Raw genomic sequence first — 26,393 nt, 5'->3', positions numbered from 1 at the left:
GACTGTGGCTGCGCCGCCTCGGCCTTCGCGCCCGTCTCCGCGGACGCCGCATGTCCACCCGCGCGGCGTGCTTCGCGCTCGTGCACCGCGGCTTCCTGCTGCGCGGTCGACGCCGCGGCGGCACTGCGCGCCTCGGCTGCGTCGCGTTGGCGCGCCGTTCGCGGATCGCTGGGCGTGACTGTCGACGCGCCGAGCGGGTCGTCGGTCGACGCCCTCACGGCCGCTTGCGCGTCGGCCGGGCTCGGGGAGTCCGCGGCCGGCGACGCGGCGGCATCTTCATGCGATGGAGGTAACGAGGCTGCCGCCGCAGATGGCGCGGCGCCGGTTACCGGTGTGGTGGACGGCGCGGGCGAACCCGGCACCGGTGAGGAAGCGCCGGTCGTGCCGGCGTTTTCGGGTTGATTTTCGCTCATGACTGTCGGACAGGCGCCTTCCACGCGAACGAATGAATATGCCCCGATTATCCGTCAGCGCGGCAGGCCCGGCAAACCCACACACAATTGCTCACATTGTTACGGAGCGTGACACGCAGCGGCGTCATATCCCTGCATCACCCTTTTGCGCCCGCGCTTCAGGGGTCCGGCTGCTCGTCGAAAGTTTCCCGCAAGGCGATCTGCATCGATGCGTGAATCTTCACGCACCAGCGCCATACGAGCGCGAGCAGCAGCGCCGCGCAAACCAGCACCGCGACGAGCAGACCGGTCGGCGGCAGGATGCTGCCCGACAGCGCGGCCACCAGCAGAAACACGCCGAGCATCGAGACGATCGGCACGAGATCGGAGATCGCGTAACGCAGCGCGCTCGTGAAGCGCCCCGCCGTCGCCGGCTGCACGCCGACCTCGGCGAGCAGCAGCGCGAGCGACTTCGTCTTGCGATAGACCGCCACGAGAAACGGCAGCGACACGACGAGCGCCACGCTCCACTGCACGACGCGCTGCAGCGATTCGTCGCCGAGCCAGTGCCCGAGCAGCTTGCCGGTATGCGGCGCGCTATACGACACGGTCAGAAAAATCGCCGCGACGAGCGCGAGATTCACCGCGATCTGCAGGATGATCCGCCGCGTCATGCCGAACAGCGTCGGCTCGCCGCTGCCGGTGCTCAGGCTGCGCAGCCATTGCCCGTACAGACCGAACGCGTTGGAGAGCGTCGCGGGCATCGCGCGCGCGAGGCGGCGCGTGAGCGGATCGGCCACGCGGATCAGGTACGGCGTCGTCAGCGTGGTCAGCGCCGAGACCGCCACCGCGATCGGGTACAGAAACGCGCTCGTCACCTTCAGCGTGAGACCGAGCGACGCGATGATGAACGAGAACTCGCCGATCTGCGAGACAGTCATGCCGACGCGCATCGCCGTGCGTCCGTCGCGGCCCGCGAGGAACGTGCCGAGCCCGCACGAGACGATCTTGCCGACAATCACCGCGAACGTGATGATGGCAATCGGCCACGCGTAGTCGAGGATCACGGCCGGGTTCAGCATGAGGCCGATCGTCACGAAGAAGATCGCCGAAAACGCGTCGCGCAGCGGCGCGATCAGATGCTCGATCCGGTGCAGATGGCGCGACTCGGCCATGATCGCGCCGATCAGGAACGCGCCGAGCGCGATGCTGTAGTCGAGCTTGACCACCAGCAGACAGAAGCCGAAGCAGAAGCCGAGCACGGACACGAGCAGCATCTCGTCGCTGTGGGCACGCGCGACGTAATTGAGCGCGCGCGGCACGAGCAGCACGCCGACGATCAGCGACACCGTCATGAAGAGCAGCAGCTTGCCGAGCGTGACCGCCGCGAGCCCGGCGGACAGCTGCCCGGTCTGCGCGATGCCGGTCAGCAGCACGAGCATCGCGATGCCGAGAATGTCCTCGACGATCAGGATGCCGAACACGAGCTGCGCGAAGCCCTCGCGCTTGAGGCCGAGGTCGGACAGCGCCTTGACGATGATCGTCGTCGACGAGATCGCGAGGATCGCGCCGAGAAACAGCGAATCCATCGGACTCCAGCCGAACGCGCTGCCGATCTCGTAGCCGATCCACAGCATCAGCACGATCTCGGAGAGCGCGGCGACGATCGCCGTCGCGCCGACCTTGAACAGCTTGCGCAGACTGAATTCGAGACCGAGCGAAAACATCAGGAACACGACGCCGAGCTCGCCGAGCGTCTGAATCGTCTGCTCGTCGTGGATCAGCTGGAACGGCGGCGTGTACGGCCCGATGATCACGCCGGCGGCGATATAGCCGAGCACCACCGGCTGCTTCAGGCGATGAAACAGCACGGTGACGACGCCGGCCAGCGCCATCACGACGGCCAGATCCTGAATGAAGCCAATGCCATGGTGCATGAACGCCTTCCTTACAAAAAGTAATTTACTAGGGCAGTTTAACAAACGGATCGGGGGCGGCTCCGCCGTGTCGGCGTCGCGCTGGCATCGGCATCGGCATCGGTACGAGGCATGAAGCGCAGGCCGACCGCTGCGCGCCCTGCGTGCCGCGCCATGCCCGCGCAAAACCGTGCTCTACAATGCAGACGACATTCCCGCCGGCTCGACCCGTGCCGCGACCACCGCGCTTACCGGACTTCCACCGACATCATGGCCACTGAATTCACGCCGTTCCCGCCGCTTGCCCAGCTTGCCGCCGATCTCGCCGCCGGCCGCACCACGAGCCGTGCGCTCGTCGAAACCGCGCTCGACAGGATCGCCGATCCGGCCGGCCAGGGCGCATCCGTGTTCATCCACGTCGACGCCGAGGCCGCGCGCGCCGCCGCCGACGCACACGACCGCCTGCGCGCGGCCGGCACCGTGCTCTCGCCGCTCGCCGGCATTCCGGTGTCGATCAAGGACCTGTTCGACATCGAGGGACAGCCGACCCGCGCAGGCTCGATCGCGCTCGCCGACGCACCCGCCGCGACGGCCGACGCCGTCACGGTGGCCCGTCTGAAGCGGGCTGGCGCCGTGCTCGTCGGGCGCACCAACATGAGCGAGTTCGCGTTTTCCGGACTCGGCCTGAACCCGCACTACGGCCATCCGCTCTCGCCGTACCGGCGCGGCGTGAAAGGCGACGAGCGGATTTCGGGCGGCTCGTCGTCGGGCGCGGCGGCCTCGGTCGCCGACGGCATGGCCGCGATCGCGCTCGGCACCGACACCGGCGGCTCGATCCGCATTCCGGCCGCGCTGTGCGGCCTGACCGGCTTCAAGCCGACCGCCGCGCGCATCCCGAAGCAGGGCGGCGTGCCGCTCTCGTCGACGCTCGATTCGTTCGGGCCGATCGGCGTCTCGGTCGCCTGCTGCGCACTGGTCGACCGGATCCTCGCCGGGCTCGAACCGCGCATTCCGGCCGCGCGGCCGCTCGAAGGCGTGCGCCTCGGCGTGCTGACCCACTTCGTCACCGACGGCGTCGAGCCCGAGGTCGCGCGCGCGCTCGACACCGCGCTCAAGCACCTCGAAGCGGCCGGGGCGATCGTCAGCGAGGTGCGTTTCGCGCCGCTCGAGCGCCTGCCCGAGATCAACCGCTTCAGCTTTGCGTCGATCGAGGCCTATGCGTGGCACCGTCCGCTGCTCGACAAGCACCGCGAGCAGTACGATCCGCGCGTGCTCGCGCGCATCATGAAGGGGCAATCGGCCCGCGCCACCGACTATCTGGACCTGCTCGCCGAGCGCGCCGCCATGCTCGACGAAGCCGCACGCACGCTCTGGCAGCACTGCGACGCGGTCGTGGCGCCGACCGTGCCGGTCGTGCCGCCGCGCCTCGCCGACCTGCTCCACGACGACGACACGTTCACCCGCACCAACGCGCTGATCCTGCGCAATCCGAGCGCGTTCAACTTCCTCGATAGCTGCGCGCTGTCGCTGCCGTGCCATCTGCGCGGCGACGCGCCGGTCGGTCTGATGCTGGCGGGCGCGCCGCACGCCGACGACACGCTGCTCGCGATCGGCCGCGCGGCCGAGGCGGTGCTGAACGCGATTCGCTGAGCACGGGATAGCGCGGGGCGGGGCGGATTCGGCGGATTCGCTGAGCGTCGCGCGGTTTGCGAGACCTGCGGCAATTTGCCGGGTGCGGCGCGACTCGCGAGACGCGCGGCGATGCCCTGCACACGACGCGGCTCGCGAGGCACTGGCGATTTGCGCGCTGCGGCGCGGTTCGCCGCGCGGCCGCGCGCATCGCCGCGCAATCAGCGGCACAACGGGGGTTCGCGCTAGAATCGCGGGCACCCGTCCTTTCCGTTTTCAGACAACCCGACGATCCATGAACAACGACTCCGCGATGCTGCGCCGCGAGCGCTCCCTGCTGGTTCTGCTTGGCCTGATCTGCGTCGCCCTCGTGGGCGGTGCGTTGTACCTGCAGTTTTTCCTGCACGAAGACCCGTGCCCGTTGTGCATCATCCAGCGTTACTTCTTCCTGCTGATCGCGATCTTCGCGTTCCTCGGCGCGCGCTTCAACAACTGGCGCGGCGTGCGTCTGCTCGAAGTGCTCGCGGCGCTGTCGGCGCTGGGCGGCATCGTCACCGCGGTGCGGCACGTGTACGTGCAGGCGAATCCGGGCTTCAGCTGCGGCTTCGACGCGCTGCAGCCGGTCGTGGACAGCCTGCCGCCCGCGCACTGGCTGCCGGGCGTGTTCAAGGTCGCGGGCCTGTGCGAAACCGCCTATCCGCCGATTCTCGGCCTCACGCTGCCGATGTGGTCGCTGGTCGGGTTCGTCGTCGCGTTTCTCGTGCTCGTGTCGAGCCTGGTCCGGAATCGCCGCCGCATCAGCTGAATGGATTGGTCGGGCGGGGCGGGTCCGGTTGACGGGGTTGGACGCGGCTGGGCTTCGCGGTCCCGCTAACAGCCCTGTCGCCAGCGGCTTCTGCACTTCTGCGCCGAAAATCGCGCCGTTCTTCGCCGCTTCCCGTCATTCCCCGCCATTCCCCGCCTGCGCGCCGCCTCGGCTCCACAAGCGCGCCGCCGCAACTGCACGGTCCGGGCGCACCACGCACCGTCGCCCGCATCAAGCCCCCACGCAACTTCCCGCCCCCGCGCGAATCGTACAAAGGTCATGACCGCCGCCGAATAAGCTTCATGCGAACCGGGAAATATTTTCGGAACGAGGTAGTGCTATCTTCGGGTATGGATGGCGATCTACGTGCGCGAGGCCGGCTTCGGCGACCCCATGCGTAACGCGCGCCCGGTCCGCACTGTCTTTCGATTCGCCATGACAACGCAAACCATCCGTTTCTATCACCAGGGGTTCGTCCGCGAGATCGCGGGCGTCCCGGCGACGCGCACCGTGCTTCAGCACCTGCGCGAGGACCTGTGCTGCACCGGCACCAAGGAAGGCTGCGCCGAAGGCGATTGCGGCGCCTGCACGGTCGTGACCGGCGAACTCGACGCACACGGCTCACACGGCGGCCTCGCGCTGAAAGCGGTCAACGCCTGCATCCAGTTCCTGCCGACGCTCGACGGCCGCGCCCTCTTCACCGTCGAAGACCTGCGCGCCGCGAACGGCGCGCTGCATCCGGCGCAGCAGGCCATGGTGGACTGTCACGGCTCGCAATGCGGTTTCTGCACGCCCGGTTTCGTGATGTCGATGTGGGCGCTCTACGAAAACCAGCCCGCGAGCGCCGGCCTGCCGACCCGCGACGAAATCAACGCCGCGCTGTCCGGCAATCTGTGCCGCTGCACCGGCTACCGGCCGATCGTCGAGGCCACGCAGAGGATGTTCGACTACGCTCAGTATCCGCGCGTCGCGCTCGATCGCGAGGCCATCGCGGCCACGCTGCGCACGCTGCAACGCGACGACACCTTCGAATACCGCGCCCCCGACGCGCGCGGCGCCGCTTTCGGCTCCCCCACTTTCTATGCTCCCGTCACGCTCGACGTCTTCGCGGCGCTGCGCGCGCAACACGGCGACGCGCGCATCGTTGCCGGCAGCACCGACGTCGGCCTGTGGGTCACCAAGCAGTTCCGCGACCTCGGCGACCTGCTGTACACGGGCAACGTCGCCGAACTGAAGACGATCGAGCGCGATACGCAGACGCTGACGATCGGCGCGGCCGTCACGCTCGAAGACGCGTTCGCGGCGCTCGCCGCCGACTACCCCGAACTCGCCGAGCTGTGGACGCGCTTCGCCTCGCGGCCGATCCGCAATGCGGGCACGCTCGGCGGCAACGTCGCGAACGGCTCGCCGATCGGCGACTCGATGCCCGCGCTGCTCGCGCTCGGCGCCGAGGTCGTGCTGCGCCGCGCACGCACGACCCGCACGCTGCCGCTCGACGCGTTCTACCTCGGCTATCAGAAGACCGCGCTCGCGGCCGGCGAATTCGTGATGGCGCTGCGCGTGCCGCGCCCGGCCGGCAATCTGCGTTTTCGCACCTACAAGGTGTCGAAGCGTTACGACCAGGACATCTCGGCGGTGTGTGGGGCGTTCGCGTTGCGCATCGGCGGAAGCGGCGAGCCTCGCGGTGAAATGCGCGCTGCGGCCCACGCTGAAATGCTCGACGAAACTCACGGCGCAACCCGCGAGGAAACGCCCGGCACCCTCCACGCGGCCCGCATCGCGTTCGGCGGCATGGCGGCCACGCCGAAGCGGGCCACGCAAACCGAAGCGGTGCTCGACGGCGCGGCATGGAACGAAGCGACCGTGCGCCGCGCGATGGATGCGCTCGCCGCCGATTACCAGCCGCTCACCGACATGCGCGCATCGAGCGCGTACCGGCTCAAGGTCGCGCGCAATCTGCTGTGGCGCTTCTACCTCGAAACGCGCGACGATGCGCCGCTCGCGCTGTGCGACGTGAACGCGTTCGCCTTCGAAGCGGAAGCGTCGGATGCAACGGACGCAGCGAATACGACGCACGCAGCAAACACGCCTGCCGCGCCGCTCGCCAAGGAGGCGCCGCGATGAACCGTACCGATGTCTTTGTCGAACACGCGGGCCAGCACGCCGGACAACGCGCCACCGCATCGAGCGACGTCACGAACGACGCAACGACCGACACCTCGATCGGCGCCCCCCTGCCGCACGAATCCGCCGCGCTACACGTCAGCGGCGAAGCCACCTACACCGACGACATCGCCGAATTGCACGGCACGCTGCACGCGGCGCTCGGCCTGTCGCGCCACGCGCATGCGCGCATCGTCTCGATGGACCTCGACGCGGTGCGCAACGCGCCCGGCGTGCTCGCCGTGCTGAGCGCCGCCGACATCCCCGGTGAAAACAATTGTGGCCCGGTGCTGCACGACGACCCGATTTTCGCCGACGGCGAGGTGCTCTATCTGGGTCAGCCGGTCTTCGCGGTGATCGCCGAGACGCATGAACTCGCGCGCCGCGCCGCCGCGCTCGCGAAAAGCGACGACGTGTTGCGCTACGAGCCGCTCGACGCGCTCCTCACCGCCGCCGAAGCGAAAGCCGCGCGGCAGTTCGTGCTGCCGCCGCTGCATCTGCGGCGCGGCGAGCCCGACGCGAAAATAGCCGCCGCGCCGCATCGGCTCGAAGGCCGCTTCGAAGTCGGCGGCCAGGAGCAGTTCTATCTCGAAGGCCAGATCGCCTACGCGGTGCCGAAGGAAATGGACGGCATGCTCGTCTATAGCTCGACGCAGCATCCGAGCGAAATGCAGCAGGTCGTCGCGCATATGCTCGGCTGGCCTGCGCACAACGTCGTCTGCGAATGCCGGCGCATGGGCGGCGGCTTCGGCGGCAAGGAATCGCAGTCGGCGCTGTTCGCCTGCGTGGCCGCGCTCGCGGCACGGCACCTGCGCCGGCCGGTCAAGCTACGCGCCGATCGCGACGACGACTTCATGATCACCGGCAAGCGCCACGACGCGATCTACGAATACGCAGCGGGTTTCGACGACCGCGGTCGCCTGCTCGGCGTGCGCGTCGAAATCGCGTTGCGCGCGGGCTATTCGGCCGATCTCTCGGGCGCGGTCGCGACGCGCGCGGTGTGCCACTTCGACAACGCGTACTACCTCTCCGACGTCGATATCGTTGCGCTGTGCTGCAAGACGAATACGCAGTCGAACACCGCGTTTCGCGGCTTCGGCGGACCGCAGGGCGCGCTCGTCATGGAAGTGCTGCTCGACGACATCGCGCGCGAGCTGCGGCTCGATCCGCTCGACGTGCGGCTCGCGAACTACTACGGCATCGGCGAGCGCGATACGACGCCGTACGGGCAGCGTGTCGAGGACAACATCATCGCGCCGCTCACCGACGCGCTGCTCGCTTCGAGCGGCTATCGCGCACGCCGCGCGGCGCTCGCCGCATTCAACGCGACCAGCCCCGTGCTCAAGCGCGGCCTCGCGTTTTCGCCGGTCAAGTTCGGCATCTCGTTCAACGTGCCGTTCCTGAACCAGGCCGGCGCGCTCGTGCACGTCTACAAGGACGGCTCCGTGCTCGTCAATCACGGCGGCACCGAGATGGGCCAGGGGCTCAACACGAAGGTCGCGCAGGTGGTCGCGAACCAGTTCGGCTTGCCGCTCGCGCGCGTGCGCGTGACGGCCACCGATACGTCGAAGGTCGCGAATACGTCGGCGACGGCCGCATCGACCGGCAGCGATCTGAACGGCAAGGCCGCGGAAGCCGCCGCGCGAACGATCCGCGCGCGCCTCGCCGAACTCGCGGCGCAACGGCTCGGCGGCGACGCCAACGACGTGCGGTTCGCACACGGCACGGTAGCCGCGAACGGCGGCGCACTGCCCTTCGAACAGCTCGTCAATGCCGCCTATCTCGCGCGCGTGCAGCTGTGGTCCGACGGTTTCTACTCGACACCGAAGGTGCATTGGGATGCGCAGACGCTGACTGGCCATCCGTTCTACTACTTCGCGTATGGCGCGGCGGTGTCGGAAGTCGTGATCGATACGCTGACCGGCGAATGGAAGCTCGTGCGCGCGGACGTGCTGCACGACGCGGGCCAGTCGATCAACCCGGCGATCGATCTCGGCCAGGTCGAGGGCGGCTTCATCCAGGGCATGGGCTGGCTCACGAGCGAGGAATTGTGGTGGAACCGCGAGGGCCGTCTGATGACGCACGCGCCGTCCACGTACAAGATTCCGGCGGTCAGCGACACGCCCGCCGCGTTCCATGTGCGGCTCTACGAGAACAGCAACGCGGAGCCGACCGTGTTCCGCTCGAAGGCGGTCGGCGAACCGCCGCTGCTGCTGCCGTTCTCGGTGTTCCTCGCGCTTCGCGACGCGATCGCGGCCGCGGCGCCGGCCGCGCGCGAGGCGCCGCCATTGCGCGCGCCGGCCACGCCCGAGGCGATACTCGATGCGCTGGACGCGTTGCAAAGCGCCAACCCGTCCGAACCGACGGCGGCACGTACGGTAACCTGCGCGGCAACCGATGCCGCAACCTGCGCGACAACACAGGCCGCAACCCACGCGACGCCGCCCGCCAGCGCCGACCACCCTACGCCACCCGCCGCGCCGGCATCTTGCGCGGCTTCGCACGGAGAACCGCCGGATGCAAACCTGGCTCACTGACCTGCAACACCTGCTCGCCCACGGCGACGCCGCCGTGCTCGTCACGGTCGCGCGTGCCGAAGGTTCGGCGCCGCGCGAGGCCGGCACGAAGATGATCGTCACGCGCGAGGCGGCCAAACATACGATCGGCGGCGGGCATCTCGAATGGAAGGCGATCGAGACCGCGCGCCAGGTGCTGCGCGACGGCATGCGCGCACCGCATACGCGCCGGCTCGAACGCTTCGCGCTGGGGCCGAGCCTCGGCCAGTGCTGCGGCGGCGCCGTGGTTCTCTCGTTCGAGCGGCTCGACGTCGGCGATCTCGGCTGGATCACCTCGCTCGTGAAGCGCCTCGCGGCCGGTCAATCGACCGTGCGTAGCGTATCATTCGGCCCCGCGCCCACCGCGGTCATGCTGTCCGATCCCGAGCCCGGCATCGACACGGCCGATTGTCTGCTGTGGGACGGCGCCGGTTTCGACGACAGCAGCGCGCTCTTGACCGAAACGATCGCCCCCGGCGAATTCGCGGTCGTGCTGTTCGGCGCCGGTCACGTCGGCGCGGCGCTCGTGCGCGTGCTCGCGACGCTGCCGTGCACGGTGCGCTGGGTCGACGAGCGCGACGCGCAGTTTCCCGCGCTCGACACGCTGCACGCGCCGAACGTGACGATCGATGCGAACGACGCGCCCGACGAAGCGATCGACCAGGCCGCGCCGAACACGTACTTCGTCGTGATGACGCACAACCACGCGCTCGACCTCGAGCTGGCCGAGCGCATCCTGCGGCGCGGCGACTTCGCGTTCTTCGGCATGATCGGCTCGCACAGCAAGCGCAAGCAGTTCGAGCACCGGCTCGCGGCGCGCGGCATCGATCCGGCATGGATCGCACGCATGAAGTGCCCACTCGGCGTCGACGGCATCGTCGACAAGTCGCCCGAGATCATCGCGATCTCGGCGGCCGCGCAGGTTCTGCAGGCCGTCGAGGCGAACGCGGGCGCGCGCCGCGCGTCGCAGGCGGTGTGATCCGCGGGCCGCGCGGCTCATTACCCAACACACTATTCCAAACCACGATGAATACCACCACCGCTATCCCCGCTTCCCCCATTTCCCCCGGTACGCTTGCCGACAAAACCGCGCGCGCGCCGAAGGCCGAGTTGCACATTCACATCGAAGGCTCGCTCGAACCCGAGCTGATCTTCGCGCTCGCACAGCGCAACGGCGTGAAGCTCGCCTATGAATCGGTGGAAGCCTTGCGCGCCGCCTACGCGTTCACCGACCTGCAATCGTTCCTCGACATCTACTACGCGGGCGCGAGCGTGCTGCTCCACGAGCAGGACTTCTACGACATGACGATGGCCTACGTCGAGCGCTGCCTCGCCGACAACGTGATCCACAGCGAAATCTTCTTCGATCCGCAGACGCACACCGAACGCGGCGTGCCGATCGCCACGGTCGTGGCCGGCATCGAGCGCGCGCTGGCCGACGCTGAAAAACGCGGCATGTCGAGCAAGCTGATCCTGTGCTTCCTGCGCCATCTGTCCGAGGAAGACGCGCTCGCCACCTTCGACGAAGCGCGGCCGCTCTTCGAGCAGTACCGGCATCGGCTGATCGGCGTCGGGCTCGATTCGTCGGAGCGCGGCCATCCGCCCTCGAAGTTCGAGCGCGTGTTCGCGAAGGCGCGCGCGCTCGGCCTGAAGCTCGTCGCGCATGCAGGCGAGGAAGGGCCGCCCTCGTACGTCTACGAAGCGCTCGACGTGCTGAAGGTGGACCGCGTCGATCACGGCGTGCGCAGCATCGAAGACCCGGCGCTCGTCACGCGGCTGGCCGACACGCGCGTCGCGCTGACCGTGTGCCCGCTGTCGAACCTCAAGCTGTGCGTGTTCGACGACCTGACCCAACACACGCTGAAGGACCTGCTCGAGCGCGGCGTCGCGGTGACCGTCAATTCCGACGACCCGGCCTACTTCGGCGGCTACGTGAACGCGAACTACCTCGCGACGATCGACGCGCTGAAGCTCGATGCCGCCGAGGTCTACACGATCATCCGCAACGGCTTCGAGGCGTCGTTCGTGACGCCCGAGGAACGCCACGCGCTGATCGCGAAGCTCGACGCGCACTGGCAAGAGAACGGTCCGCACTGACGCGGCCTTATTTAACCGGGGCTTTAACCAGCGGCTTTAACCGGGAGCTTTAACCGGGAGCGCCGAGCGAAGGCGCTAGCCGGCGGCATCGGTTGCGCTCGCGCAGAAGAACCCGCGCGAACGCAAGCGCCGCCACGCCATTTTTCGCCCAGATTTCAACATTCGGAGACAGCTTTTCCATGACTGCATCGGCTCACACTACGCCCGCCGCGCAAACGGCATTCCGCGCGCAACTGCTGACCTTCACCGGCGATCCCGCGCACTCGCCGAACGCGGCGGTCTTCCACGAAGACGGTCTGCTGATCGTCGAGGACGGCCGCGTCGTCGCGGCCGATGCATATGCGACGCTCGCCGCGCGGCTCGCGCCCGGCACCCAGCTCGTAGACCGGCGCGACAAGCTGATCGTGCCGGGCTTCATCGACACGCACATCCACTATCCGCAGACCGACATGATCGCGTCGCCGGCGCCGGGATTGCTGCCGTGGCTCGACACGTACACGTTCCCGACCGAGCGTCGCTTCGCCGACCCGGCCTATGCGAACGACACCGCGAACTTCTTCGTCGACGAACTGCTCGCGTGCGGCACGACCACCGCGCTCGTCTACTGCACGGTCCACAAGCAGTCGGCCGAGGCGCTCTTTGCCGCGAGCGAGGCGCGCAATCTGCGCATGGTCGCGGGCAAGGTGCTGATGGACCGCAACTGCCCCGAGTTTCTGCGCGACACCGCGCAATCGGGCTACGACGACAGCGCCGAGCTGATCGGCCGCTGGCACAATCGCGGCCGGCAGATGTACGCGCTCACGCCACGCTTCGCGCCGACCTCGACCGAAGCGCAGCTCGAAGCCTGCGGCGCGCTCGCGCAACAGCATCCGGACCTCTTCATCCAGAGCCACGTCGCCGAAAACACCGACGAAGTGAAGTGGGTGGCCGATCTGTTCCCCGGCCACCGCAGCTATCTCGACATCTACGATCACTACGGCCTGCTGCGCCGCCGCGCGGTGTACGGCCATTGCATCCACCTCGACGAAGAAGACCGCCGGCGCATGGCGCAGACCGGCGCGCTCGCCTCGCACTGCCCGACCTCGAACCTGTTCCTCGGCAGCGGCCTGTTCGATTTCGACAAGGCCGACGCGGCCGGCATGCCGATCGCGCTCGCCACCGACGTCGGCGGCGGCACGTCGTTCTCGATGCTGCAAACGATGAACGAAGCGCACAAGGTAGCGCGCCTCGGCGGCCATCATCTGACGGCGACGCGCATGTTCTATCTGGCGACCGCCGGCGCGGCCGAAGCGCTCGATCTCGCGGACAAGGTCGGCACGCTGCGCCCGCACACCGAAGCGGACTTCGTCGTGCTCGATCCGCAGGCGACGCCGCTGCTCGCGCGCCGCACGGCGCGGCGCGAATCGCTCGAAGAACTGCTGTTCGCGTTCGCGCTGCTCGGCGACGATCGCGCGGTGTACGAAACGTATGCGGCCGGCCAGCGCGTGCATGCTCGCGACGCTGCGCGGCAGCGCGTGCCGGGAAGCGCGCAGATCGCGGCCTGAGGACAGTCGTTACGCCCAAGGCAAAGCGGCGCTTCGAATAATCACGAAGCACCGCTTTTTTAATACCTTGGCGGCACCTTCGCACACCTTCCTGCGCCCTCTCACACGCGCTCAACCCGCCTTGCACACCTCGTGCAGCGCATTGAGCCGCCTCACCGGCTCGGCCACATACGGATTCGACTCGTCCCACGCATAGCCCGCGAGCACCGCGCAGATCATGCGGCGAATCGACGGCGTCTGCTCCGGGTAGTAGATGATGTCCTGCAACTCGCCCGTGTACCAGCGCTCGACAAACGCACGGAACGTATCGATGCCGCGGCGCAAGGGCACGTCGTAATCGGCGGCCCAGTCGATCGTCTCGCCGTCGAGTTGCCGGTTCAGCGCGCGCGCCGCGAGATGCGCGGAGCGCAGCGCGATCGTCACGCCCGACGAAAACACCGGGTCGAGAAATTCGCCCGCATTGCCGAGCAACGCATAGCCGGGCCCATGCAGACGCTCGACGTTGGCCGCGTAGCCGCCGATCTGCCGCACCGGCATCAGGAACGGCGCCGTGCCGATCAGTCGGTTCAGCGTCGGCTCCTGCTGGATCAACTTGCGCAAGGCCGCTTCGCGCTGCGCTTCCGGCACGTCGAGAAAGCTCGCCTCGGCGACACAGCCCACCGACGAACGGCCGCCCGCGAGCGGAATCATCCAGAACCACACGTCGCGGCGCTCGGGATGCGTCGCGATGCAGATCTTGTTGCGATCGCTCGCGTCAAGCGCGAGACCGTCGCGCACGTGTGTGAAGAGCGCCGCGCGCGTCGGCATGCGCGTCGGCACTTCCAGATTCAGCAGACGTGGCAGCACACGCCCGAAGCCGCTCGCATCGAGCACGAAGCGCGCCTCGACCCGATACGCGGTCTCGCTTTCGTCGACCACGTCGAGCACCGGCGCGTCGCCCGTTTGCAGCGCGCACACCGTGTGGCCGAAACGCACCTCGGCGCCCTGCGCGGCCGCGCAGCGAATCAGCACGTCGTCGAACTGCGCGCGCTCGACCTGATACGTGGTGCCCCAGCCCGCCGAATGCTTGTCGCGAAAGTCGAACGACGAGCGCTGGTCGCGATAGACGAAATACGCGCCGTTCTTGTGCTGGAAGCCCGCCTCGACGACGGCCTGCAGCATGCCGGCCTCTTCGAGATACGCCATGCTCTGCGGCAGCAGGCTCTCACCGATCGAGAAGCGCGGAAAATGCTGGCGCTCGAGCACGAGCACCGAACGGCCGGCCTTGCGCAACAGTGCGGCGGCCACCGCGCCCGCCGGACCCGCGCCGATGATCGCCACGTCGACGGCGGTCCGCTTTGATGAATCGATCTTCAAATCTCTGCTCCAACGGTGTGCATGCGTGCGACGCACGCGGGGTTTGCATGCTGCGCGCGGCATCGCGCGATACATGGACTTCTCGTTACAATCCGGTTTCAGACAGCAAGAACACTGTAAGAACACTGTTTCGCCGGGGAGTGCATCGTGTCGTCATCCGAAATATCCAACGTGCCCTTTGTGCCGGAAACGGCCTTCGGAATCTGGTTCCTGCGCACCCACACGTGGGAACATCACGTGCTGCGGGTGGCGATCGACGACCTCGCGCGCCTGATCGATACACCGCTGCCCGAGGCGCCCGTCATCGTCGATGCGGGCTGCGGGCAAGGTGTCTCTTTCCGTCTGCTCGCCAACGCGTTCAAGCCGCGCCGCATCGTCGGCGTCGATTACCATGCGCCTTCGCTGATGCTCGCCGAGCAGGCCGCGCAGGCCTGCCGCGAGACCGTCGCCGACATCGAACTGCTGCATGGCGACTGCGCGCAACTGCCGCTGCCCGATGCGAGCGCCGACCTCGTGTTCTGCCATCAAACCTTCCATCATCTCGTCGAACAGGACCGCGCGCTCGCCGAATTCCGCCGCGTGCTGAAGCCGGGCGGCGTGCTGCTGTTTGCCGAATCGACCGATGCGTACATCAAGTCGTGGGTGATCCGGCTGCTGTTTCGTCATCCGATGCAGGTGCAGAAGAGCGCCGACGGCTATCTCGACATGATCCGCGAGGCCGGCTTCCGCTTCGGCCCGCGCAACGTGTCGCTGCCCTACCTGTGGTGGAGCCGCGCGAAAGACTTCGGCCTGCTCGAACGGCTCGGTCTTTATCGGCCGCAGCCCGGCAAGCGCCGCGAAACGCTCGTCAATGTCGCGGCGGTCAAGACCGCGTCCGACACCGATTGACACGGTTTCCCGTTGCGCGAGGCGCCGTGTGACGCTTCGTTGCGAACGGACTGTGGCTGCGCGCCCGAGGTTCAAGGCGCACTCGATCCGTGCCCGATCCGTGCTCAAGCCACGCCTAAGCCACGGCTAATTCACGCTCAACCCGCGTCCAGCACGACCAGTTGCCCGCGCACCGCCAGCGCGGCCGCGCTCGGACTCACGCCGCACATGAAGCTGCTCGACGAACTCGTTTCGGTGCTGTGAAAGCGCGTCGACACGTCGATCACCGCATTCGCATGACGCTCGCGCGCCGCCGCGCGCAGCTTGCCGACCGCTTCGGCGAGCGCGAGATGACACGCTTCGTTCGGGTCCGCCACCTTGCGCGCGATCCGCACCGAGTACGACACGTCGCCGAGATGCGTCTTCACCGGACGATGATCCTGGTCGCCGAAATACACCGGCACTTCGCCACGCGACTCGCCACCGGCCGCCGCGAACGGCAGCGACATCACCTGCGTCGCGCAGCCGGCCTGCGTCAACGCCACCACCAGCATCGCGCCAACCCCGCAAAACCTTTTCATTCTTATCCTCTCCCTTTACGCTTATTTGCGGCCGCTTTGCGCGCTCTACGCGTTTTTGCGCGCTTCACGCTTCACTTTCACTATTACGCGGCCAGTTGCCGTGGCGAGCCGGCGAACCCGGCTCAAGCACCTCGCCACGCTTCGAACATCAGGCTCGCGCAACTGCCGCCGAACCCGAATGACACCGACATCGCGCTGCCGATGCGTGCAGCGCGCGCCTCGCGCACGAGCGGCATGCCCGCCGCTTCCGACTCCGGCGTATCGATGGCCGCCGTTCCCGCGATAAAACCATCGCGCATCATCAACAGCGTGTAGATCGCTTCGTGCGCACCGCATGCGCCGAGCGAATGCCCAGTCATGCCCTTCGTCGACGAAAACGCGGGCACGCCTTCTTTCGTTGCGCCGAACACGTCGCGCAACGCGTGCAGTTCCTCGACGTCGCCGAGCGGCGTCGACGGCGCGTGCGTATTCACGTAATCGGGACGACACCCCGCTTCGGCAAGCGCGCCGCGCATCGCGCGCGCAATGCCGGCCGCGCGCGGCGCGACCATGCCGGCGCGATCGGTGCAATCGCCGAAGCCGGTCAGCTCCGCGTGGATGCGCGCGCCGCGCGCGAGCGCGTGATCGAGCGCTTCGAGCACGAGCACGCCGCCGCCCGACGCGATCACGAAACCGTCGCGCTGCGTGTCGTACGGACGCGAGGCGCTGTGCGGCGTGTCGTTGAAGCGGCGCGACAACGCACCCATTGCGTCGAACAGCAAGGTCACGTTGTCGTGCAGCGCCTCGCTGCCGCCCGCGAGCACGATCTGCTGGCGGCCGGTCTGGATCAGCTGCATCGCCTGGCCGATCGCGAGCGCCGAGGTCGTGCAGGCCGACGACGGCGAGTAGCCGACGCCTTCGAGCCCGAACATCTGCGCGACGTTGGCCGACGCGGTGCTGCTCATCGCCTGCGGCACCGTGTACGGCGGCACCTTGTCGACGCCGCGCGCGTGCGCAATCGCCAGCGCCGCGTCGTAGCTCGCCAGCGCGCCGACGCCCGAGCCGATCACCGCGCCCGCGTACGGCGAATGCAGCGCCTCGCGCGCGAGCCCCGCGTCGTCGATGGCGCGCTGTGCCGCATGGCAGGCAAAGCGCGCGGTGTCGCCCATGAAGCGTTCGAGCTTGCGCTCGAACGGCGCTTCGTGCGCCACCGACGCGACGCCCGCGACCTGCGACGCCAACCCGCGCTCGCGCCATGCCTCGAGCCGCGTGATGTGCGAACGCCCCGCGCGCAAGGCGTCGGATACGTCGTCGAGCGTATTGCCGAGACACGACACGATGCCCATGCCGGTCACGACCACGCGTTGCAGCGCGCCGCTCATCGAACGCGCCGGAAAATCAGCGACGTGTTGATGCCGCCGAACGCGAAGTTGTTGCTCATCACGTACTCGGCATCGATCTCGCGCGCGCCGCCGACGATGTAATCGAGCGCCGCGCAGGCCGGATCGACGGTGTCGAGATTCAGCGTCGGCGCGTACCAGTTGCGCTTCATCATCTCGATGGTCCACCACGCTTCGAGCGCGCCGCATGCGCCGAGCGTGTGGCCAACATAGCTCTTCAGCGAACTGATCGGCATGCGCGCGCCGAAGGTCCGCGCGGTCGCATGACTCTCGGCGACGTCGCCGCGATCGGTCGAGGTGCCGTGCGCGTTCACATAGGCAATCGCTTCGGGCGCAAGCCGCGCGTCCCGCAGCGCGAGCTGCATGGCGAGCGTCATCGTTTCGGCGGTCGGCTGCGTCATGTGCGCGCCGTCCGAATTGCAGCCGAAGCCGACCACTTCCGCATGAATCCGCGCGCCGCGCGCTCGCGCATGTTCGTACTCTTCGAGCACCAGCGTGGCCGCGCCCTCGCCGACCACCAGACCGTCGCGCGCGGCATCGAACGGGCGCGGCGTCAGCCGCGGCTCGTCGTTGCGCGTGCTGGTCGCATAGAGCGTGTCGAATACCGCGACCGCCGGGCCCGACAGCTCTTCCGCGCCGCCCGCGAGCATCAGCGTCTGCTTGCCCGACTGGATCGCCTCGTAGGCATAGCCGATCGCCTGGCTGCCCGAGGCACACGCGCACGAAGTCGGGATGATGCGGCCCTTGAGGTCCCAGAACAGGCTCACGTTGACGGCCGTCGTGTGCGGCATCATCTGCACGTAGCTGTTCGACGTGACGTTGCTCATCGAGCCGGTTTCGAGCATCGTGCCGAACGCGCGAATCGGCTGCACCGAGCCCGACGACGAGCCGTAGGCGACACCCATGCGGCCGTCGGCAATGCTCGCGTCGCCGGCCAGGCCCGCATCGGCGAGCGCGAGTTCGCTCGCGCGCACCGAGTACAGCGAGACCGGCCCCATCGAGCGCACCTTCTTGCGCGGATAATGCGCGGGCATCGCGAACCCCGGCAGCGGACACGCAAGCCGCGTATGCAGCGATTCGAAGTAATCCCACTCGGCAATGCGGCGCACCGCGTTCTCGCCGCTTTTCAGGCGCGCCTCGATCGCGTCCCAGCTATCGCCGAACGCGCTCACGCCGCCCATGCCGGTAATGACGACGCGCTTCATCAGACCATCCCGCCGTTCACGCCGATCACCTGGCGCGTCACGTACGACGCGCCATCCGACATCAGAAAGCTCACCACCGACGCCACTTCGGCCGGCTGGCCGACGCGGTTCATCGGCACGGTCTTCAGCGCGTGTTCGAGCGTCACCTGTTCGAGCATGCCGGTCTCGACGAGACCCGGCGCGACGCAGTTCACGGTGATGTTGCGCGAGGCGAGTTCGACCGCGAGCGCCTTGGTCGCGCCGATCAGCCCCGCCTTCGCCGCGCTGTAGTTAACCTGGCCGCGATTGCCCATCACGCCCGACACCGACGCGATCGTGACGATGCGCCCGCCCTTGCGCGCGCGCACCATCGGCATCGTGAGCGGATGCACGACGTTGTAGAACGCATCGAGCCCGGTCTCGATCACGATGTCCCAGTCTTCCTCGGTGAGCGCCGGAAACGCGGCGTCGCGCGTCACGCCCGCGCTGCAGACGATGCCGTAGTACGGGCCGTGCGCGGCGACGTCCGCTTCGAGCACGTCGCGGCACACGGCGCGCTCGCGCACGTCGAACTGCAGCACGCGCGCCGTGCCGCCCTGCGCGGCGATGCCCGTCGCGACCGCCTCGGCCTCGCTGCGTCCCGTGCGGCAATGCACGGAGACCGCGAAGCCGTCGGCGGCCAACTTGTACGCAATCGCGCGGCCGATGCCGCGGCTTGCGCCGGTAACGAGAACACGCCGGCTCATGAACTGAAACTCCCTTCGATGAATGACTGAAAATCGGGCGGCTGAAATACCTTGATGACGGCTTCGGCGCAGCGCACGTCGTCCGCGTCGATCGTGCATTCGTACGCGCCGTGGCCTGCCTCGCTGCGCAGCAGCTCGCTCGCGCGAATGCGCAAACGCGCGCCGCCGGCAAACGCGGGCCGCGCCGCCTGGTAGCTGCGCGAGCCGAGCAGCACGCCGGGCCGCGCGTGGCCGCCGTTGCGCATCGCGAGCAAGGCGACGTGCGCGGCGATCGACTGCGCCATCAGTTCGATGCCGATCCACGCGGGCATCGCGCCGTCGGCGTCGGCATACCACGCGTGCGGGTCGACGCTGGCGCGCGCGCTCAGCGTGGTTTCGTCGAAGGTCTCGACCGCGTCGATCAGCAGCATGCTGCCGCGATGCGGGACGATCGCCTCGATCGGCTGGCGCAGGAGTTGCTCGACAGTCAGAAACGGAGTCGTCATGCGCGTTACCGGGCGAGGATCAGGCTGACATTGCTGCCGCCGAACGCGAACGAATTGCTCATCGCGTATTGCGGGCCGGTGCCGTGCGGCAAGCGGCGCGCGTCTTCGACGAGATCGAGCGCGGGCAGCTCGGGATCGGCTTCGCCGTCCCACAGATGCGGCGGCAGCGTCGCGTTTTCGCACGCGAGCGCGAGCCACGCGAAGCCGAGTTCGGTCGCGCCGGCCGCGCCGAGCTGGTGGCCGGTCAGCGGCTTGGTGCCGCTCGCGGCGACGCCGCCGGGAAACACGCGCGCCATCAGTTGCGCTTCCATCTCGTCGTTCTTGCGCGTCGCGGTCGCGTGCAGATTCACGTAGCCGACCGCCGACGCCGCGATGCCCGCATCGGCCAGCGCCCCGCGCAGCGCGAGTTCGCCGCCGACGCCTTGCGGGTCCGGCGCCGAAATATGATGCGCGTCGCTCGATTCGCCGAGGCCCGCGAGCCGCACCGCCGCTTCGTCGCGGCTCATCAGGAACACGGCCGCGCCCTCGCCGACGTTGATGCCGCAGCGGTTGCGGCTCATCGGATTGGTGCGCGCGCCGCTCGTCGATTCGAGCGAGGCAAAACCCTGCACGGTCAACTCGCACAGCGAGTCGACCCCGCCGACGACGACCGCGTCGCACAGTTGCAATTGCAGCAGACGGCGCGCCGACGCGAACGCTTTCGCGCTCGACGTGCAGGCCGTCGAGATCGTGAACGCCGGTCCCTGCACGCCGAGCGCGGCGGCGGCGAATGGCGCGGCCGTGCCGATTTCCATCTGCCGGTAGTTGAAATTCTCCGGCAGCTCGCCCGCCTGCGCGTGATAGACGAACGCGGTTTCGGCCGCCTCGATGCCCGAGGTGCTGGTGCCGAGCACGACGCCGATGCGCTCCGAGCCGTAGCGCTCGCGCGCGGCGTCGATCGCGGGCGCGATCTGCGCGAGCGCAGCCAGCAGCAGGCGGTTGTTGCGGCAGTCGTAGCGCGCGAGATCGGCGCGCGGCGCGAGATCGAGCGGCGCGAGCACGCTGCCGACGAACGCATCGCCGATGCCGGTATGCGCGGGGCCCATGCCGGGCGCGCGCGCGGCGGCGAGCGCCGGCACGATTTCGTCGAGATTGCCGCCGAGCGCGTTGATCATGCCGAGCGCGTGCAAATAAACGGGTGGCGCTTTCATGCGGCTCTCCGTGATTCCGATAACTTGCGCGATGATCCGCGCGATGGCCTGTGCGCCGACCTGCCCGCTGCCATGCCCTCGTCCTCGGGCATGCCGATAGGCGCGAGCAGCACCGCAACCGCGATGCCGAGCGCGAGCGTCGTGCCGAAGCTCCTGAGCGCGGGCATCGCACTCATGCCGAGCATGCCGAACGACAGCAGCGTGGTCGCCGCCGACAGCAGCACGCCGGTCCATACCGCGCCGAGGTCCGCGTCCGCGCGCAAACAGCCTTCGCGCAGAAACACCGCATAGTTTGCGCCGACGCCGAGCACGAGCATCAGCGCGAGCCAGTTGAACAGATTGAGCGGCACGCCCGCATAGCCGAACACCGCCAGCGCGACGCCAACCGCAAGCAGCACCGGCAAGGTCGTCGCGATGCCGCCGCGCGGCTTGTAGCGCAGCATCAGCAGCACGCAGACGAGCACGAGCGCGCCGCCGAGCCACCCACCGCTATCCCGGCGATAGGCGCCGAACAGCTTCGACACGCTCGCCGCCTTGTCGACGAATACGACGCCGGGCAGGCCGTGCGCGAGTGCGATCAGCGCGGGCTCGTTGCGCGGCGTCACGCCTTGCGGAATCACGACGGCCGCGTAGCTTTGCGCATGCGGCGGGTTCGCCTGGTTCGCCTGACTGGCCGGATTCGATTCCACCGCGCCGAGCCATAGATGCCGGTACGGCTGCGACCACGGCACCGCGAGCCAGCGGTCCACGGTCAGCGGCGGCTGCGGTTTCGCGAAAGCCGCGAGCCATGCATCGGCAACGTCGTCCTTGAAGCCCGCTTGCAGCAGGATCGCGCGCAATGCAGGGGCATCGTTGAATACGTGTTGCGCGAGCAGCACGCGAGCTTCGTTCTGACGCTGCGCGGACGGCACGAACTGCGTGATCGACTGATAGCCGCCGACGCTATCCGCGGTGCCGTTCAGCGCATCGAGCTTCGCGCCGAGCGCTTCGGCGCGTTGCAACACCGCTTCCTGGGTCGCGCCGCGCACCACGAAAAACTGCGCGCTGTTGTCGACGCCAACCGCTTCGCGCACCTGGTTTTCCTGCGCCACGAGCGACGCATCGCGCTGGATCAGCAGATGGATATCGTCGTCGCTCGTGAGGCGCAGCCAACCCGGCGCGGCGACGATCAGCAGCACTGCGGCGATCGCCCAGGCGCGCTTGCCGCCGATCGCGCGCTGCCAGCCCGCGAGCAGGCGCGCCGCGCCGTCGAATACGCGCTGCGGACTGCGGCGCGGCGCGCGCGTGAGCAACGCGGGCAACAGCCATAACACCGACGCGAACGCGGTCGTAATGCCCGCCATCGCGAAGCACGCGATCTGCTTGAGCGCGGGGAACGGCACCCACATCAGGATCGCGTAGCCGAGCAGGCTCGTCGTCAACGCGACCGTCAGCGCGGGGCGCACCGTGCGTGCGCCGAGCCGCGCATCCCAGGCGCGCCTCGCGCCGAGATAGACGACGAAGTACTGGATCGAATAATCGACCGCCTCGCCGATCAGGCTCGCGCCGAACACAAGCGTCAGCAGATGCAGCTTGCCGAAGACCAGCAGCGTGGCCGCGAGCGCGCAGACGATGCCAAGCGCCGTCGAGACGAAGCCGAGCAGCAGCAGACGCGGCGAGCGGAACACCCACATCATCAGCAGCGCGATCCCGCACAGCGAGGCGATGCCGATCAGATGCACCTCGCGCTCGGACGCGCTGCGCGCGGCCGCGGCGTAGAACACGGCACCCGTGCGCGCGACCGTGACGTCGGTAAAGGTCTGCCGCAGCGCGCTTTCGGCGTCGGCGAGCGCCGCGTGGACCGCGCGCTGCGTTTTCGTTTCGTAGGCGGAGCCCGGCAGCGTCGCGACGATCAGCACGCTCGTCGTGTCGCCCTGCGCGTCGTGCCGATGCGATACGAGCAGGTTGTCCTCGACTTCGAGATTCGACGTCGCGAGCGGCAGATTGCCGAGCCAGCGTTCGAGCCAGCCGAACGGATCGTCGGCGAGTTGCGTGTTAAGGCCGGCTTGCAGCGGGCTGTAGAGGCGCTGCGCGAGCTGGTCGCGCAAGGTCGCAGCGACGGCGGACGTGTGCGTCGGTGTCGGTGTCGGTGTCGGTGTCGGTGTCGGTGTCGGTGTCGGTGTCGGTGTCGGTGTCGGTGTCGGTGTCGGTGTCGGTGTCGGTGTCGCCGACGGTACTCCGCCCACGAGCGCCGCGCGATCGGCCGGCGTGAGCAGGCCGAAGCGATACGGCATATAAAGCGCCGCGATCTGCGACAGATCGAACGGCGGCAATTCGGCCGTCACCGAGGCGAACGCCGCGCTCTTTTGCAACGATGCGCCCAGTTGCTTCGCCGCTGCTTTCGCGTGCGCGTCGTCGCGGCTCGTGACGAGCAGCACCGTGCGATCGCCGAGCGCGCTCGCGAGCGTATCGACCGCTTTTTCGGCGACCGGGTCCGCCTCGGTCGCGGGCAGCAGCGCGAGCAGATTGGTTTCGAGCGGCGCCGGTCCCGCGAAGCGCCAGCCGCAATACAGGGCCGCCAGCAGCGCGAGCACGAGCCATGCGGCGCGCACACCCCATGCCTGTTTCGCGGACCGCTGCTGCAGCATGTCCATCACGGCGCTCCGAACAGATTGCGCTCGGCCGCGGTCGGTGCGTCGACGGTCGCGCTCTTCGCGAACTCGAGCTTCGTCACGTCGCCGTTCGCGAGCCTGATGCGCAGGCTTTGCAGATAGTCGCCGCCCGCCATGTCGAGCCCCTTGATCGATTGCGCGAGCTGCGGCTGGTTCGGCGTGAGCCGCATGCGCCACTGCGCGGCGCTGCCTTCGGCGGCCACGTCGAACTGCGAGTACAGCGCGGACAGATCGCCGCCAAGCATCGCGCGCATCATCTTCGAGACCTGCGCGACGCCGCGCGCGCCGTGCGCGCTGTACGTGGTCACGCGTTGGCCTTCGGCGTCGAGTTGCGCGACGCCCGCATCGGTGATGACGTAGGTGGCTTTGTAGGGCGTGTCGATCTGCCAGATCACGCCGCGCTCGCGGAAAAACAGCAACGTGCCGCTGCTGACGAGCGGCTGCTTCATCGCGGCGAGCGTTTGGGTCTGCGTGAATTGCGCGCGCACGCCTTTGGCCTGGGCGAGATGCGAGGCGATCTGCGACACGAGTGCAGGATTGTTGGCGGTTGCAGGTGTCGTTGCGGTTGCCGTATTCGCGGTGGCAGTGGCATTCGTAGCGGCATTCGCGTTTGCAGTGGCGGCATGCGCCGGTGCTGCCGGCCATGCGATCGCGCACGTCACAGCCATTGCGCCCAGTACCCAGGGGGCAACCGCGAACGCCGTCTTCCGATTCATCGCCCCTTCCATCGGCTTCCTCATCATTCCCCTCATCGCCCCCATACACGCTCCAGTTTTTCGAACACGACCGGCGGCGACACGAACTGCAATTCCTGGGTCGCGGCATCGACGGCGACCTGAATCGTATAGCCCTTCGTCAGGCGCGTGCCCGATGCGCAATCGACGATTTCATAGCCTATTTTCAGGCGGTTTTCGTATTCGAGCAGTTGCGCGCGCACGTCGAGCGTCTGCCCGTAGACGGCGGGCCGCACATACTTCAGATGCGCCTCGACGATCGGCCACAGATAGCCCGACGCCTGCATCTCGCGATAGTCGTAGTCGAATGCGCGCAGCAGCGCGGCGCGGCCCATCTCGAAGTACTTCAGATAGTTGCCGTGCCAGCACACGTTCATCGCGTCGACGTCGTGAAACGGCACTTCGACCGTCGCGCTCGCGCTCAGCGTTTTCGGCGTTCCGCTCATGCGTCGCGTCCTTTGCGTTGGCGGGATGAATCCGCCGTGGTCCGATCGCCGTCGAGCAGTTCGCACGCGCCGATGCACGCGGTCAATGCCCGCAGTTCGCCTTCCAGCGCGCGGTCTTCATCGACGAAGGGCGATTGCGCGCTCACTGCGTCGATGAACTCGCGCAGCGGCACCGGCACCGGCGTCGCGGCATCGATGCGCAAGCGCAGCTTCACGGCCTGCACGGTCGCGAGCGTGTGCGCGGCGGCCACCTGTTCGGTCAATTCGAGCACGCGCAAACAGTCGCGCGCGGCGATCGTGCCCATGCTGACCTTGTCCTGATTGTGCGCCTCGGTCGAGCGCGAGAACACGCTCGCGGGCATCGTGTGCTTGAGCGCTTCGGCGGTCCACGCGGACGACGAAATCTGCACGGCCTTGAAGCCATGATTGATCGCCGCGCGCGCGGGCGCGGCGCCCGACAGATTGCGCGGCAGGCCGTTGTTGAAATTCACGTCGACGAGCAGCGCGAGCTGCCGGTCCATCAGATCGGCGAGATTGGCGACCGCCACCTTCAACGCATCCATCGCGAACGCGATATGGCCGCCGTAGAAGTTGCCGCCGTGCAGCACGCGTTCGTTGTCGGGGTCGATCAGCGGATTGTCGTTCGCGCTGTTCAGCTCGTTTTCGACGTCGCGGCGCACCCATGTCAGCGCATCGCGCGCCACGCCGATCACATGCGGCGCGCAGCGAATCGAATAACGGTCCTGCAGACGATGCCCGGGCGTATCGTCGCGGCCCGCGAGATCGTCGCGAATCCAGGCGGCCGCTTCAGCCTGGCCCAAGTGCGGCTTCGCCTCGAACAGCAGCGCGTCGAAATGCGCGGCGCGGCCGTCGAGCGCGACGGTCGACAGCGCGGTCAGACGCGCGGCGAGCCGCGTCAGATGATCGGCGCGCGCAAACGCGAGACACGCGAGCCCCGTCATCACGGCCGTGCCGTTCATCAGCGCGAGCCCTTCCTTCGGCGCGAGCGTGAGCGGCGCGGCGCCGAGTTCGGCCCACACGCCGCGCGCCTCGCGCGACGCGCCCGCGAACCGCACCTCGCGTTCGCCCACGAGCGCCGCCGCCACGTACGAGAGCGGCGTCAGATCGCCGCTCGCGCCGACCGACCCTTCGGACGGAATGCGCGGCAACACGCGGTGATTGATCAGGTCGGCGAGACGTTCGAGCAGCACGGGCCGCACGCCGGAAAAACCATACGCGAGCGAGTTCAGGCGCGCCGCGATCACCGCGAGCGTTTGCGCGTCGTCGAGATACGCGCCCATGCCGCAGCCGTGATAGCGCGTCAGTTGCAACGGCAACGCTTCGACGAGTTCCATCGGCACGTCGACCACGCAGGCATCGCCGTAACCGGTGTTGACGCCGTAGACGGTCGCGCCTTGCGCCAGATGGCGGCGCAGAAAATCCGCGCCGCGCTCGATGCGCGCACGCCACGCGGGATCGGCGCTCAACGCGACCGGTGCGCGGTGCCGCGCGATCGCGACGACCTCTTCGATCGTCAGGCGACGGCCGCCGATCACGATCGCCTCGGCGCTTGTGCGCGGAACGGTGTGCGGGTCGATGTGCATATCGATGCGCGGGTTCATCTGCGCATGCCTGTCCGGGTCCACGTTCGTACCCGCGCCGGCCTCGTGCGC

Annotated in this window: 20 protein-coding genes and 1 pseudogene; 8 read left to right on the top strand and 13 right to left on the bottom strand. The window is 68.2% G+C overall.

Annotated features, from left to right (window positions below; translation table 11 throughout):
- Together F3J19_RS23580 and F3J19_RS23575 are read right to left on the bottom strand one after the other, a co-directional pair.
- Nucleotides 1-413, bottom strand: a pseudogene (locus tag F3J19_RS23580) (peptidase C26); the annotation flags it as partial.
- Between the two features lie 158 nt (nucleotides 414-571).
- Nucleotides 572-2,329, bottom strand: a complete 1,758-nt coding sequence (locus F3J19_RS23575; protein ID WP_167046827.1) for a cation:proton antiporter — start codon at nucleotides 2,327-2,329, stop codon at nucleotides 572-574.
- 249 nt (nucleotides 2,330-2,578) lie between these two features.
- Here F3J19_RS23575 and F3J19_RS23570 point away from each other — a divergent pair, with 249 nt between their 5' ends.
- The 7 genes from F3J19_RS23570 to guaD all read left to right on the top strand — a co-directional run bounded on the left by F3J19_RS23570 (nucleotide 2,579) and on the right by guaD (nucleotide 13,101).
- Nucleotides 2,579-3,958 (top strand): amidase, encoded by a 1,380-nt coding sequence (locus tag F3J19_RS23570; protein WP_167046824.1) that lies wholly within the window; start codon nucleotides 2,579-2,581, stop codon nucleotides 3,956-3,958.
- Nucleotides 3,959-4,232: 274 nt separating this feature from the next.
- Nucleotides 4,233-4,742, top strand: coding sequence for a disulfide bond formation protein B (locus F3J19_RS23565; protein ID WP_167046821.1), 510 nt, complete (start codon nucleotides 4,233-4,235; stop codon nucleotides 4,740-4,742).
- A gap of 435 nt (nucleotides 4,743-5,177) precedes the next feature.
- Nucleotides 5,178-6,866 carry a xanthine dehydrogenase small subunit gene (gene xdhA, locus F3J19_RS23560; RefSeq protein ID WP_205193178.1) on the top strand — a complete coding sequence of 563 codons (1,689 nt, stop codon included), beginning with the start codon at nucleotides 5,178-5,180 and terminating at the stop codon, nucleotides 6,864-6,866.
- Entirely contained in the window at nucleotides 6,863-9,442 is a 2,580-nt protein-coding gene (gene xdhB, locus F3J19_RS23555) for a xanthine dehydrogenase molybdopterin binding subunit (RefSeq protein WP_167046815.1), read from the top strand. The genes xdhA and xdhB overlap by 4 nt, the downstream gene beginning before the upstream one ends.
- The gene (xdhC, locus tag F3J19_RS23550) at nucleotides 9,423-10,439 is read left to right on the top strand and encodes a xanthine dehydrogenase accessory protein XdhC (RefSeq protein ID WP_167046811.1); all 1,017 of its coding nucleotides are present in this window, start codon (nucleotides 9,423-9,425) and stop codon (nucleotides 10,437-10,439) included. Before xdhB ends, xdhC begins: the two co-directional genes overlap by 20 nt.
- 47 nt (nucleotides 10,440-10,486) lie before the next feature.
- On the top strand, nucleotides 10,487-11,557 hold the full coding sequence (locus tag F3J19_RS23545; RefSeq protein WP_205193176.1) for an adenosine deaminase: 1,071 nt from the start codon (nucleotides 10,487-10,489) through the stop codon (nucleotides 11,555-11,557).
- Between the two features lie 179 nt (nucleotides 11,558-11,736).
- Nucleotides 11,737-13,101 (top strand): guanine deaminase, encoded by a 1,365-nt coding sequence (gene guaD / locus F3J19_RS23540; RefSeq protein ID WP_167046808.1) that lies wholly within the window; start codon nucleotides 11,737-11,739, stop codon nucleotides 13,099-13,101.
- Between the two features lie 111 nt (nucleotides 13,102-13,212).
- On the opposite strand, the gene F3J19_RS23535 is transcribed toward guaD, so the two are convergent.
- Nucleotides 13,213-14,457 carry an NAD(P)/FAD-dependent oxidoreductase gene (locus F3J19_RS23535; protein WP_167046805.1) on the bottom strand — a complete coding sequence of 415 codons (1,245 nt, stop codon included), beginning with the start codon at nucleotides 14,455-14,457 and terminating at the stop codon, nucleotides 13,213-13,215.
- A 147-nt stretch (nucleotides 14,458-14,604) separates the two neighbouring features.
- On the opposite strand from F3J19_RS23535, the gene F3J19_RS23530 reads away from it, so the two are divergent.
- Nucleotides 14,605-15,345, top strand: a complete 741-nt coding sequence (locus F3J19_RS23530) for a class I SAM-dependent methyltransferase (RefSeq protein ID WP_167046802.1) — start codon at nucleotides 14,605-14,607, stop codon at nucleotides 15,343-15,345.
- A gap of 137 nt (nucleotides 15,346-15,482) precedes the next feature.
- On the opposite strand, the gene F3J19_RS23525 is transcribed toward F3J19_RS23530, so the two are convergent.
- The 10 genes from F3J19_RS23525 to F3J19_RS23475 form a co-directional block, all read right to left on the bottom strand.
- On the bottom strand, nucleotides 15,483-15,905 hold the full coding sequence (locus F3J19_RS23525; RefSeq protein WP_167046799.1) for a signal peptidase: 423 nt from the start codon (nucleotides 15,903-15,905) through the stop codon (nucleotides 15,483-15,485).
- 122 nt (nucleotides 15,906-16,027) lie between these two features.
- Nucleotides 16,028-17,266 (bottom strand): beta-ketoacyl synthase N-terminal-like domain-containing protein, encoded by a 1,239-nt coding sequence (locus tag F3J19_RS23520; protein WP_167046796.1) that lies wholly within the window; start codon nucleotides 17,264-17,266, stop codon nucleotides 16,028-16,030.
- Nucleotides 17,263-18,489 carry a beta-ketoacyl-ACP synthase gene (locus tag F3J19_RS23515; protein ID WP_167046793.1) on the bottom strand — a complete coding sequence of 409 codons (1,227 nt, stop codon included), beginning with the start codon at nucleotides 18,487-18,489 and terminating at the stop codon, nucleotides 17,263-17,265. Before F3J19_RS23515 ends, F3J19_RS23520 begins: the two co-directional genes overlap by 4 nt.
- Complete coding sequence (locus tag F3J19_RS23510; RefSeq protein WP_167046790.1) at nucleotides 18,489-19,214, bottom strand: 3-ketoacyl-ACP reductase FabG2; 726 nt, start codon at nucleotides 19,212-19,214, stop codon at nucleotides 18,489-18,491. The genes F3J19_RS23515 and F3J19_RS23510 overlap by 1 nt, the downstream gene beginning before the upstream one ends.
- Complete coding sequence (locus F3J19_RS23505) at nucleotides 19,211-19,699, bottom strand: hotdog family protein (RefSeq protein WP_167046787.1); 489 nt, start codon at nucleotides 19,697-19,699, stop codon at nucleotides 19,211-19,213. The genes F3J19_RS23510 and F3J19_RS23505 overlap by 4 nt, the downstream gene beginning before the upstream one ends.
- Before the next feature lie 5 nt (nucleotides 19,700-19,704).
- Nucleotides 19,705-20,889 (bottom strand): beta-ketoacyl-[acyl-carrier-protein] synthase family protein, encoded by a 1,185-nt coding sequence (locus tag F3J19_RS23500; protein ID WP_167046784.1) that lies wholly within the window; start codon nucleotides 20,887-20,889, stop codon nucleotides 19,705-19,707.
- The gene (locus F3J19_RS23495; RefSeq protein WP_240159179.1) at nucleotides 20,886-23,522 is read right to left on the bottom strand and encodes an MMPL family transporter; all 2,637 of its coding nucleotides are present in this window, start codon (nucleotides 23,520-23,522) and stop codon (nucleotides 20,886-20,888) included. Before F3J19_RS23495 ends, F3J19_RS23500 begins: the two co-directional genes overlap by 4 nt.
- Complete coding sequence (locus tag F3J19_RS23485; protein ID WP_205193185.1) at nucleotides 23,522-24,208, bottom strand: outer membrane lipoprotein carrier protein LolA; 687 nt, start codon at nucleotides 24,206-24,208, stop codon at nucleotides 23,522-23,524. The genes F3J19_RS23495 and F3J19_RS23485 overlap by 1 nt, the downstream gene beginning before the upstream one ends.
- Before the next feature lie 80 nt (nucleotides 24,209-24,288).
- Entirely contained in the window at nucleotides 24,289-24,720 is a 432-nt protein-coding gene (locus tag F3J19_RS23480; RefSeq protein ID WP_167046779.1) for a thioesterase family protein, read from the bottom strand.
- Entirely contained in the window at nucleotides 24,717-26,324 is a 1,608-nt protein-coding gene (locus F3J19_RS23475; RefSeq protein ID WP_167046856.1) for an aromatic amino acid ammonia-lyase, read from the bottom strand. Before F3J19_RS23475 ends, F3J19_RS23480 begins: the two co-directional genes overlap by 4 nt.
- Nucleotides 26,325-26,393: the final 69 nt, after the last annotated feature.

The organism is Burkholderia sp. Ax-1724 (assembly GCF_011752995.1).
In the GTDB taxonomy this organism is placed as follows: Bacteria; Pseudomonadota; Gammaproteobacteria; order Burkholderiales; family Burkholderiaceae; genus Paraburkholderia.
The sequence above is the reverse complement of the archived record's forward strand: the minus strand, read 5'-3'. Positions and strand labels throughout refer to the sequence as shown.